Genomic DNA, 10,871 nt, shown 5'->3' with positions numbered 1-10,871 from the left:
AAGGATTGTTTTGCTTCCTGCGCTCGACTTGCATGTATTAGGCACGCCGCCAGCGTTCGTCCTGAGCCAGGATCAAACTCTCCGATGATGCACAGGATGTGCAAATGTCGGTGTTGTCACAGGATGTGACGTTCTTAACCGACTTCCTTTAACAGGTACGAGCTTCGACGTTGCAACAGGACGTTGCGTCTTTAGTCGAAGATTCATAACTTGTTATAGTCCATTTATAATGAACAAATAATTAATCGTTTCATTTGATCCATCGCTCTTTTTTTCAAAGAAATCAATCGGTGTTACCCGTTTGACATTACGCTTGGCTTTTGTTTAGTTTTCAAAGAACAATCTTTTAATCTAGTGCTTTTCAACAGCAACTTTTATATCTTATCACGTTCAAAAGTTGTTGTCAATAAGAATCTTTAATTACTTACCGTTAATTAATAACGGCAACCTTTGTATTGTATCAAATTTAAAAGTTATTGTCAATAAGTTTTTATTTCTTAATCACTGTTTCGTTACAGTGAGTTTTATATTATAACTCTATCAAACAATCGTGTCAACATCTTTCTATTTGTTTATAATTGTTTAATTGAGCGACACTTAATAATATAACATGCTCATTTTCAATCGTCAATACTATTTTTATAAAAAAACAATGTTCATTTTAATTGAGCGCGTCAACTAGTTAGCAATCTTACCCTTCTACTCTTAAATAGGTTAAAACAATTTTCTTAATACACTTAGTTTTATACAAGCGTATTGATCATCATTATCTAAATAAGATTCTTTTCTATTTAAAGGAATACTTTTATATTCTATTTGTCTACTGAATTGAGATGATGTTGAATTAAGTTGTAAAAATGCACTCCCTTGAGAGTGACTGTTATAATATTTCCCCGTCTAACGTAATGCCGTTACCCCATAATGCCCTTTAGCTGGATTTTCAATACACCATTCAATTGACCAAGGTTTTGATACTGTAATGATTACCTGATCTATATGTAGTCCATTATATAATTTCCTATTCCCTCACATTTAAAGCCTATATTCTTTTTACTAAAAACAATAACTCGATTTACGTATACTCAATAAAATGTAAGTGCCGTCTCTTCACTACCTTTAATATAAATGAGGCATATTCATGATCAACATAGCAATTTTAACTTTATCATCTATTATATTCCTTCACCTCGTTTAGGATAAAACACCCTATCCAATTTAGATTCACTCCTCTTTTTGTATACTGGCATACTTTTCAAGTCGTTCCTGAAGAGTACCCGTATGAAGCTCAAATAGATGATTGTCATAATCATAAAAATACAAAGATCTACCTTCTCCCTCTATCCTGGAACGTGGCGTCCTATACTCTAGTTGCAACTCCGTAATTCGTTGATAATATTCTTCAAAATCCTGATCATTAATCTTAAAAGCCACGTGATTATAAGTTTGTTTAGTTAATGGTTCTCCCTCCATTATGGCAATCCATACTCCACCAATGAGAAAAAATTTTTCGCGAGATAATGAATGCGTAATGTTTCCACTTGAATATATACATTTAGCATCAAAAACGTATTTAAAGAACCTTGTTGATTTTTCTAAATCTTTAACAATAAAAGTGATATGACTTATTCCTTCAATCATCAAATACCCCCGAATTAAAATTTATTTTGTATAAACTATAATCTATGATAATCAAACTATTCTTTCATGAGACATATTAAATGACTGTTTGAACAATCATGTTCATAATCAAATTCTAACAAAATAGTTAAAATGTATTTAATAGAACATTCGCTAGCTAAAAACCCTATGATCTGCTCATTTATAAGCAGATCATAGGGTTTTTATCATCTTTTATGTTTCTTAACCGCAAAATAACGTAATAGACCGGATAGTAGTATATACGTTAATAGGACGAATACAATGTAATTCAACCAGAAATTATTTAAATTCATGATTCCAAGAGAGCTCAGTCCTCTTTGAATGCCCATGACGATTAAGACCGTTACTGCAAGCATAAAGAATAACTGAATATATCTTTTCATTGTAAACCCTCCTTTGTACAGTTTCTTCGGTATTTGTCGTCCAAGTTGAATACAATCCTCTTCTTTTGATGATGGTAATATCGTTTTTCCATATGTGCCGGTGCTAATTTCTTCGCCAAGGCAATTCATTCCAGCTGCACTCAAGGGTTTGTCCATCGTGTTAAATGTTGGATCAGTGACGCCTCTCCAACGATTTTGTCTTTTTTCGGTATAGCATGATGTTAATAACACGTAGCTTTTTCCTTTAAAATCTCCTGGCATCGTCTCACCTTTTTGATTAAATGCCAGAAGTTTTGAGCGCATGCAATCGAGGAAATTTTTCATTAGTCCTGAAGCATCTCCCCAATATGTAGGCGAGGCAAGAACAAGACAATCCGCAGCTACTAATCGATCCGAAAGCGCATCTAAGATGTCATTTTTTTCGCCACTTGCGGTCAATTGTAGTGATAATTCACTTAAATGAATCATTTCGGTCATACAGCCTTGTTCTTCTGCACCTCTTAACACCGCTTTTAGCATTTGTGCGGTTAAGCCATCTGTATTTGTTGAACCTAAAATGCCGATCACTTTTGTCACTGAATTCACCTATCTGTTTGAAAATGTGTTTGAATGAAGTTGAGTAAAACAACGGCGTGATTAATAAATGGATGTTTTGCTCCGTATACTAAAGTCACCTTCTTTTGATGACTTAAAGCAATGATTTTTTCTAAGCATTCTTGTTTCTCTCTATCCTGAGAGAGTTCGCTTTCATATGCTTTCTTAAATTCTTTAAATTTTGATTCCTCGTGATTAAACCATTTTCGAAGTGAAACACTTGGAGCGACATCTTTCATCCAAAGATCTAGGTTTGCCTTTTCTTTTGATACCCCTCTTGGCCAGAGGCGATCAATGAGGATACGCGTTCCATCCGATGGTTCATATGACTCATAGACACGTTTTATTTGTATCATTCGTTATATCATCTCTAATAAGATTATTTTGGCAACTTCTAAAAATAAAAATTAGAAGTCATGCCATCCCATCATCATAACTTACTTTTAATGTCTTTTCCAGATTGCCCTTTACCTTCTACAGGAGCATTTTCAAATGGTTGGTCAGATACACAAATCGCTTCTGTTGGGCAGCCTTCATGGGCTTCAATCAGATCATCAACCCATTCTTCTGGAACAGGTGTGATCCCTTTGTTATCATCAATCATCGAATAAGCCAAATCATTTTCATCGTAATCAAAAATGTCAGGTGCTGCCATTTCGCAGGCACCACACGAAATGCAAATGTCTTTGTTGACCTTCGTAAACTTTTTCATCATTTTCACCTTAATCTCATTATAATTCTTTTGACACTGGAATTTTTACAACAATAACTTCACTTTCTTGTAAAGCCTTCAATGAATGTGGTTCCCTTGCGTTCAAACGGACGAGTTTTCCAGGGACTAATGTTTCTGATTGTTCTTGTGTTGAAAAAACAATTTCCCCTTTAACGGGAATAACGGTTACTAGTGCATTTCCCCCATGGTGCTCAGGAATTTCTTGATTTTTTGCTAATGATAAGTGCACAATCGTTTGTGATGGATCATGAAAAAGATGTTCCTTCATTTGTTGTTGAAATTGGCATGTTAATAGTTCCATTCTTAATTTCCCCCTGTTATTTTATATTTTTGATCTCATTAAGTGAGATGGTTTCTTTAATTGATAACTCCTATCATTTATAATAGAGACAGATGTTTTAAAAAAATATGATCTAGATCAAGTTTTTCAAATGTAATTCGTCATTTTGTATTGAAAAAGGTGATATTATTGATACATTTACGACCTATAGGATGGTTAGAAGGTCTCTCAAGATCTTCTCTTCAAGAAATTGAGACCAAGGGAATAATAAAAGAGTTTCATGCAAAGGAATCTATTTTTCTTAGCGGAGAAAAGCTAAAGCACTATTACTTCGTTATCAAGGGGTCGGTTGCGATCTATAAACAAAACGGAGAAGGAAAGAAGTGGATAGCAAGCTTATTGACAGATGGGGATTTTTTCCCGCATGTTGGGTTTAATCAGACTGATCCGAACTATCCAGGAAATGCCGAAGCGTTATCAGATAGCGTATTATTTGTTATATCCAAACAACAAATGAACACGTTATTTAACCAATACCCAACCATACACGAACACTTGACCCTGTTTCTTACGGAAAAAAACCAAGAATTGATAACACGATTTTCGAATTCTGTACTTGAAACGGCCTCCCATCAACTTGTTTCGTTGCTCAAACGATTAGCGAGTCAATCAGGTGAAAAAGTGGACGATGATTGGATCCTCATAGAACATGGCATGACGGTTCAAAATATAGCCGAATATATCGGGGTTACACAAGAAACCGTCAGTCGAATCTTACATCAGCTGTATCGTGACAACAAAGCAAAGAAAGTCGGACAAAAGAAAATTTGTGTGAATTATAAATTGTTGTAATTATGTTGATGAAGAAAAAAAGATCCTTCATTTCTTAGTAGGTTATTACGTATGTCGGCTAAGATCGGTCTTAGATAGAAGTCATTTGCCTTTCAAAAAATTTTTCATCTAAGATGATGGATAAAAAAAGGGATCAAAACGAACGAGATGATCCCTTCCGATATTCATCATGTCTTCATTTATTTAATCTAATCCTTACCTTCACTCTTCGGCTTAACAAAATGATAATATCGATGGAGGACAAATTCGACATTTCTTATGATTTAAATCATCCCCCTTTTAATTATTCAATTCTTTATCTAATTCTTTATGATTCTTCCTTCTCTATTTTCTATCAAAAATTCATTCTTGACCTAAGAATAGACTTCTCGTCTATATAAGTGTGTGTTCAAAAAGGTGACAAATGAAAAGGGTTACTGGCTAAGTACGCTGGCATCCTGCAAGAAACGCCAGTACTAGCCCGTCCTGGGCGTCGGAAGAAGAAGAGCGGCGCAGTTCCCGAGGACCGGCATTCCACATGATGTGGTAGTTTCAGGCGCCAGCGTGAGCGATTTTAGCCAGCGATCCTCTTGTATCCGCTACATGAGGACCGGAAAAACAAGAGGGCGCCGAGGATTCGCACTATCATTTGGTGACTTTTTGAACAACCTCTATAACAAAATTATCTATGCATGCATATGAAATAACATGTATAAGTATAAATAAACGTTTACGCGACAAATAGAGCAAATCATTTTATTCTCAATCGTTTTAGTCGTAAACTTTAAATGAGAGTTCACAGTTTTGTTATATTTATCCGAAATTATATCTTGACAATTTATCAACTTCTGTGAATTTATTTTAAAGGAGGTTTGATTTACCGATGGGTAAAAAGAAAGCTAGTGATATTGTCGTTCAATTATTTGAGAATTGGGGAATTGACCATGTCTATGGAATCCCAGGTGACTCGATTAACACGATGGTCGAAGCCCTCCGCAAGAAACAAGATAAAATCACGTTCTATAATGTTCGTCATGAAGAAGTCGCTTCAATGGCAGCTGCTGCCTATTCAAAATTAACCGGAAAAATAGGTGTATGTCTTGCTATTGGAGGACCAGGAGCGATTCATTTACTAAATGGCATGTATGACGCTAAAATGGATCATGTTCCGATGCTAGCCCTAGTGGGACATATCTCATCGAAACTCACCGGAACAGATTATTTTCAAGAAGTTAATACTTACGAACTGTTTAAAGATGTGGCCGTTTATAATAAAGACATTACGAGTGCAGAGAGTTTTCCAACGGTTGTCAACCAAGCCATTCGTACAGCCTATCAAGAGCAAGGCGTAGCCGTGATATCGATATCAGATGATATTGCTTTGCAGGAAATTTCGGATCAAGCGCCGCAATTATCTACTTTGTTCGAAAGGAAATTACCTGGACTTATTGAAAATGATTTGGTCGAAGCTGTAAAGTTAATCAACGAAGCAGAAAAACCTGTTATTTTGGCAGGTGTTGGTACAAAATACGCTAAGAAAGAACTTGCCGCCTTTGCTGAACATATCTCAGCCCCTGTGGCGATTACCTTACCTGGTAAAGGCGTTCTTCCTGACGAACACGAAAACTTTATCGGTAATATAGGGAAAATTGGAACAAAACCAGCTTACGAGGCTATGAAGAGTTCTGATTTGTTAATCATGGTTGGTACAGATTATCCTTATAATGCTTATTTACCTGATCAAGCTAAAGGCATTCAAATTGATATTAACCCTGTTAAAATGGGTAAACGTTTCTCAATTGATGTGGGGATTGTAGGAGATGCAGCAGCTGCTCTATCATGGTTAACCGAGCACTCTGAATATGTTCCAGATCGTCAATTCCTTAAAACATGTCAAAAGAACATGGCAACGTGGAACGGTTGGATGGAAGAAGATCTGGCGAAAACTAATACCCCGATTGCGCCTCAAGCGGTCATGGGAGCCATCCAAGATATTGCAGAGGATGATGCTATCTTTTCTGTTGATGTCGGAACAGCAACCGTATGGACCACGCGTTATCTTAAAGTTAAGAACCAAGATTTCATTATCTCTGCTTGGCTTGGCACCATGGGATGTGGTCTTCCAGGCGCATTAGCTGCAAAGCAAGCCTTCCCTGATCGACAAGCCATTGCCATTTGTGGAGACGGTGCTTTCTCGATGGTCATGCAGGACTTTGCAACAGCCGTTCAATATAATTGGCCGATCATCGTCGTTGTGCTAAATAACAGGCAACTTTCCTTCATTAAATATGAGCAACAAGTGGTTGGGCAGCTTACGTATGCGATTGATTTCCAAGACATTGATTATGCAAAATTTGCTGAAGCTTGTGGAGGAAAAGGTTTTCGTATAGAGAAATATGAAGATTTAAAACCAGCATTTGAAGCAGCAAAAACGGCAGGCGTTCCTGTCATTCTTGACGTTACAGTCGATGTCGATGCTGCACCGCTTCCAGGTAAAATTGTGATGGATGAAGCAAAAGGTTACGCTAAATATGAAATGAATTCGATAAAGGAAAATCATAAATTAGAAAAAATGCCACCAATGAAAGATGTTGTTAGACGTTTTCTATAATTGATACTCCATCAGTGGGGGTTTTTCGACACACAGGATATGCTAGTGCAGGCGTTGCAACTGGACGCCTGGTTTTTAGCCTGCGTTATCCCCCACTGATGGTAAGCCAGAACCAATCAGACCTTTTCGGGCAGTTGATCCCCCACCTATCTTCTTTGAAGAATCTTGAGGTGGGAGTTTTTTCTAGCCGTTAAGGCGGGATAAATAAAGACATATAAACCCTCTGAAGTTTACTCGTCAGAGGGTTTTATTATGGTCTAAATGATTGAAATTATGAATGATTTGTAGATAGGTTGAAACAAGCAAATCTATTATTTTAGAGGTTGTTCAAAAAGTCACCAAATGATTGTGCGAATCCTCGGCGCCCCCTTGTTTTTCCGGTCCTCATGTAGCGTATATAAGAGGATCGCTGGCGAAAAACGCTCACGCTGACGCCTGAAACTACCACATCATATGGAATTCCGGTCCTAAGGGACTGGCGCCGCTCTTATCCTCCGACGCCCAGGACGGACTCGTTACTCTCGTTCTTGCAGGATGACATTTAGCCAGTTGTCACCTTTTTGAACAACCTCTTTTATGTAAAAATCCAAAATAATTTTTAGAATCATGTTTGACATCTTGTGAGGCGGGAAACGTATAGTACAACGACAAAGGAGGTATTGAAAATGGCGAAAGATAACGATCATAAAATGAGTCGCGAAGAAGCTGGCCATAAAGGCGGAGAAGCTACTAGCAAAAAACATGGTAAAGAGTTTTACCAAGAAATCGGTGAAAAAGGCGGCGAAGCCACTAGTAAAAACCATGACAAAGAATTCTATCAAGAAATTGGTCATAAAGGCGGAAGTAATTAATTAACAACCTAATTATAATAAGAAATTCAATCGAATTCTACCTTTATGAATGATTTATTCGAAAAATTTCAAAATTTGAATTTAAATATATCAAGGAGGAATGACCCATGGCAGACAAAATGACGAGAGAAGAAGCAGGACAAAAAGGCGGACAAGCAAATAGTGAGAAACATGGTAAAGACTTCTATCAAGAAATTGGCAGTAAGGGCGGTAAATCCACAGCTAAAAATCATGACAAAGAATTCTATCAAGAAATTGGCGAAAAAGGCGGCGAGGCAACGGCTGATAATCATGACAAAGAATTCTATCAAGAAATCGGCGAAAAAGGCGGCGAGGCCACAGCTGATAATCATGACAAAGAATTCTATCAAGAAATTGGTCAAAAAGGCGGCGAAGCCACATCTAATAATCACGATAAGGAATTCTATCAAGAAATTGGTAGTAAAGGTGGCAAAAACTAAAATCTTTAATCATAAATTAAGGGGACTACCTTCAGTCCCCTTTTTAATCAAGAAAACGAGGTGAAATAATATGAAAAAACTAGTCAAAGGTGCAGTCATTAGTCTAGCTTTATTTGCAGGGAGAAAAGCACTTACTAAACTCCTGAATAAAAAACAAAATTCACCTGCATAAAAGTTAGGGGAAAATTAGAAAAGAAAGATACAACATATGATTGAGTTAATCATTTCATCAAATTTGAAGTAAGAGGTCCTTAATGTTCGGTTTGAAAGATCTTTTTCCCCTTTTCATCGGACTATTAATTATTTATCCAATCGTTTCGTTTATCCATGTATTAGGTCATTTGTTTATGGCTTATATCTTTGGTGGCCAAGCGTCCTTTCAATTGGGTTTAGGTCACCAATTGATTAAATTTGGAAAGTTCAAAGTTAATAGCCTCTATTTCATAGATTCTTATTGTAACTATACAGAACTAAAATGGGATAATCGAATAACGAATATGCTTGTCTATTTGGGTGGTGCTTTATTTAATATAGGAACGAGCATTTTGATTAATAGTCTTGTATTGTATGGTGTCTTGCCCCATCATGCCCTATTTTACCAATTTGTCTATTTTTCTCTGTACTTTTGTTTTTTCAGTTTAGTACCTGTCCAGTATTCAAAAACCAATGTCAGTGATGGGTTAGCCATCTATCGTATTCTTCGATATGGCAGCCGGAGTCAAATTAAAAATTAATCCCTTATAGTACGTGTTCAAAAAGGTGACAAACGAAAAGGGTTACTGGCTAAGTACGCTGGCATCTTGCAAGAACGAGAGTAACTAACCCGTCCTGGGCGTCCGTCGGAGGCTAAGAGCGGCCGCAGTTCCCGAGGACCAGCATTCCACATGATGTGGTAGCTTCAGGCGCCAGCGTGAGCGATTTTAGCCAGCGATCCCCTCGTATCCACTACATGAGGACCGGAAAACGAGCGGGCGTCGAGGATTCGAAGCTTATCATTTGGTGACTTTTTGAACAACCCCTTACAGACAAGTAGAATGGACAATAAGTCCATTCTACTTGTCTATACATCCCTGTGCGATGAGTTCGTATGATCTTATTTTCTCTTTTGGATCAAACGTAATCGTAACGATCATGATCTCCTCAGCTTGGTAGGTCGTTTGTAACACTTGAAGTTTCTCTTTCACTTCGACCGGGTCTCCGATGATCATGTTGCGTTTCTTTTTTTCTAGCTCATTTTTTTCTAATTCACTTAAAGAATAACGCTTTGCATCATGTATAGACGGAACAAATCCTCCCTCCCCCTTACTCTTTTGTAAACCCCAAATGAGTGAACTTAGGGCGAGGTCATTGGCTTTTTCATTTGTTTCAGCACAGATAGCAGAAACCGTTAGGATAACATGTGGGCGCCCGCTCGGTTTTCTAGGCTGGAAGGAATCTAAGTAATGACGGATGATCTCTTCTCCATTCTCATCACTCATAAATTGGCCAAATGCATAGGCCATGCCATTTTTTGCAGCTAAACTAGCGCTTTTTTTACTCGTTCCAAGGAGCCACGGTGTAGGAGATGTCACAGGTATAGGTGATGCTGATAACTTAGCGTAAGCGTTATCTGTTTTAAATTCATCGTCTAAAAAGTCGAGTAGTTCTTTCACAAGATCTGGCATCTTCCAAACACTTTCTAAAAAATGATCATTTAAAACATTTGTAGCTTCAGCTGATCCACCGGGGGCCCGTCCTATTCCTAAATCAATACGCCCCTGGAAAAGAGTCGCCAAAAGATTAAACATTTCAGCAACCTTATACGGTTTATAATGGGGAAGTAATACGGCTCCAGAACCAATGCGTATATGATGTGTTTGGGAACCAATATAGCTGAGCATAACCTCTGGGGCAGGGCACGCGAGTCCAGGTAAATCGTGATGCTCCGCCATCCAAAACCTGGTATATCCAAAAGTTTCACCTGCTTGTGCAAGTTTTACGGAGGCCTCTAACGCTTCCTTTGCTGTTTGATTAGAGGAAATGGGAGATTGATCTAAAATACTTAACTTCATTTTTGTCCTCTTTCCGGCCGCTTGATTTCTTGTAAAATTAACGAATACTCTCCAACTTGACCTTTTTCATAGAGATTAGTGATCGAGGTATAGTATTGCTTAATCGTCCTGTTAAGTGCGTGTTCAAAAAGCCGATAAATTAGAAGCAAGAAGATCAAGGCGGCACTGTTTTGAGGACCGGAATGTAGGTTTTTACTACATGAGGACCGGAAAAACGAGCCAACGCCGAGAATCGTAGCTTATCATTTGTTGACTTTTTGAACAACCTATATAAGTAAGTGTTCAAAAAGGTGACAAATTAGAAGCAAGAAGATCAAGGCGGCGCTGTTTTGAGGACCGGAATGTAGGTTTTTACTACATGAGGACCGGAAAAACGAGCCAACGCCGAGAATCGTAGCTTATCATTTGTTGACTTTT

General features: G+C 37.7%; 11 protein-coding genes, 1 rRNA gene and 1 pseudogene. 5 read left to right on the top strand and 8 right to left on the bottom strand.

Features of this window, described 5'->3' with window-relative positions; all coding sequences use genetic code 11:
* The 6 genes from FG390_RS15205 to FG390_RS15180 form a co-directional block, all read right to left on the bottom strand.
* Window positions 1-88, bottom strand: a 16S ribosomal RNA gene (locus FG390_RS15205); the annotation flags it as partial.
* 1,133 nt (window positions 89-1,221) lie between these two features.
* Window positions 1,222-1,638, bottom strand: coding sequence for a FosX/FosE/FosI family fosfomycin resistance hydrolase (gene fosX, locus FG390_RS15200; RefSeq protein ID WP_141191885.1), 417 nt, complete (start codon window positions 1,636-1,638; stop codon window positions 1,222-1,224).
* 206 nt (window positions 1,639-1,844) lie between these two features.
* Window positions 1,845-2,618: a flavodoxin family protein gene (locus FG390_RS15195; protein WP_181406522.1), complete on the bottom strand. Its 774-nt coding sequence runs from the start codon at window positions 2,616-2,618 to the stop codon at window positions 1,845-1,847.
* Between the two features lie 5 nt (window positions 2,619-2,623).
* The gene (locus FG390_RS15190) at window positions 2,624-2,992 is read right to left on the bottom strand and encodes a DUF488 domain-containing protein (RefSeq protein WP_141191883.1); all 369 of its coding nucleotides are present in this window, start codon (window positions 2,990-2,992) and stop codon (window positions 2,624-2,626) included.
* A 74-nt stretch (window positions 2,993-3,066) separates the two neighbouring features.
* On the bottom strand, window positions 3,067-3,348 hold the full coding sequence (locus FG390_RS15185) for a ferredoxin (RefSeq protein ID WP_141191887.1): 282 nt from the start codon (window positions 3,346-3,348) through the stop codon (window positions 3,067-3,069).
* Between the two features lie 19 nt (window positions 3,349-3,367).
* On the bottom strand, window positions 3,368-3,670 hold the full coding sequence (locus FG390_RS15180) for a cupin domain-containing protein (protein ID WP_141191882.1): 303 nt from the start codon (window positions 3,668-3,670) through the stop codon (window positions 3,368-3,370).
* 168 nt (window positions 3,671-3,838) lie between these two features.
* On the opposite strand from FG390_RS15180, the gene FG390_RS15175 reads away from it, so the two are divergent.
* From FG390_RS15175 to FG390_RS15155, 5 genes and pseudogenes are all read left to right on the top strand, one after another.
* Window positions 3,839-4,501 (top strand): Crp/Fnr family transcriptional regulator, encoded by a 663-nt coding sequence (locus tag FG390_RS15175; RefSeq protein ID WP_141191881.1) that lies wholly within the window; start codon window positions 3,839-3,841, stop codon window positions 4,499-4,501.
* 862 nt (window positions 4,502-5,363) lie between these two features.
* Window positions 5,364-7,091 (top strand): pyruvate oxidase, encoded by a 1,728-nt coding sequence (locus FG390_RS15170; RefSeq protein WP_141191880.1) that lies wholly within the window; start codon window positions 5,364-5,366, stop codon window positions 7,089-7,091.
* Between the two features lie 665 nt (window positions 7,092-7,756).
* A pseudogene (locus tag FG390_RS15165) lies at window positions 7,757-7,933 on the top strand (KGG domain-containing protein); the annotation flags it as partial.
* 116 nt (window positions 7,934-8,049) lie between these two features.
* Window positions 8,050-8,403, top strand: coding sequence for a glucose starvation-inducible protein GsiB (gsiB, locus tag FG390_RS15160; RefSeq protein ID WP_141191878.1), 354 nt, complete (start codon window positions 8,050-8,052; stop codon window positions 8,401-8,403).
* A gap of 254 nt (window positions 8,404-8,657) precedes the next feature.
* Window positions 8,658-9,137 carry a hypothetical protein gene (locus FG390_RS15155; protein WP_141191877.1) on the top strand — a complete coding sequence of 160 codons (480 nt, stop codon included), beginning with the start codon at window positions 8,658-8,660 and terminating at the stop codon, window positions 9,135-9,137.
* Window positions 9,138-9,455: 318 nt separating this feature from the next.
* On the opposite strand, the gene FG390_RS15150 is transcribed toward FG390_RS15155, so the two are convergent.
* Both FG390_RS15150 and FG390_RS16130 read right to left on the bottom strand, forming a co-directional pair.
* Window positions 9,456-10,454 (bottom strand): LLM class flavin-dependent oxidoreductase, encoded by a 999-nt coding sequence (locus FG390_RS15150; RefSeq protein WP_141191876.1) that lies wholly within the window; start codon window positions 10,452-10,454, stop codon window positions 9,456-9,458.
* Complete coding sequence (locus tag FG390_RS16130) at window positions 10,451-10,603, bottom strand: DUF3219 family protein (RefSeq protein ID WP_258311692.1); 153 nt, start codon at window positions 10,601-10,603, stop codon at window positions 10,451-10,453. Before FG390_RS16130 ends, FG390_RS15150 begins: the two co-directional genes overlap by 4 nt.
* Window positions 10,604-10,871 lie beyond the last annotated feature (268 nt).

The organism is Terrilactibacillus laevilacticus (assembly GCF_006517395.1).
Classification (GTDB): Bacteria; Bacillota; Bacilli; order Bacillales; family Sporolactobacillaceae; genus Terrilactibacillus; species Terrilactibacillus laevilacticus.
Note: the sequence above shows the minus strand (reverse complement) of the source record. Positions and strands in the feature narration are given on the sequence as shown.

What these genes read in the sequence shown, in the direction of transcription:
- fosX (WP_141191885.1), bottom strand. Translation starts at nt 1,638, where the DNA reads ATGATTGAAGGAATAAGTCATATCACTTTTATTGTTAAAGATTTAGAA.
- FG390_RS15190 (WP_141191883.1), bottom strand. Translation starts at nt 2,992, where the DNA reads ATGATACAAATAAAACGTGTCTATGAGTCATATGAACCATCGGATGGA.
- FG390_RS15185 (WP_141191887.1), bottom strand. Translation starts at nt 3,348, where the DNA reads ATGAAAAAGTTTACGAAGGTCAACAAAGACATTTGCATTTCGTGTGGT.
- FG390_RS15180 (WP_141191882.1), bottom strand. Translation starts at nt 3,670, where the DNA reads ATGGAACTATTAACATGCCAATTTCAACAACAAATGAAGGAACATCTT.
- FG390_RS15170 (WP_141191880.1), top strand. Translation starts at nt 5,364, where the DNA reads ATGGGTAAAAAGAAAGCTAGTGATATTGTCGTTCAATTATTTGAGAAT.
- gsiB (WP_141191878.1), top strand. Translation starts at nt 8,050, where the DNA reads ATGGCAGACAAAATGACGAGAGAAGAAGCAGGACAAAAAGGCGGACAA.
- FG390_RS15155 (WP_141191877.1), top strand. Translation starts at nt 8,658, where the DNA reads ATGTTCGGTTTGAAAGATCTTTTTCCCCTTTTCATCGGACTATTAATT.
- FG390_RS15150 (WP_141191876.1), bottom strand. Translation starts at nt 10,454, where the DNA reads ATGAAGTTAAGTATTTTAGATCAATCTCCCATTTCCTCTAATCAAACA.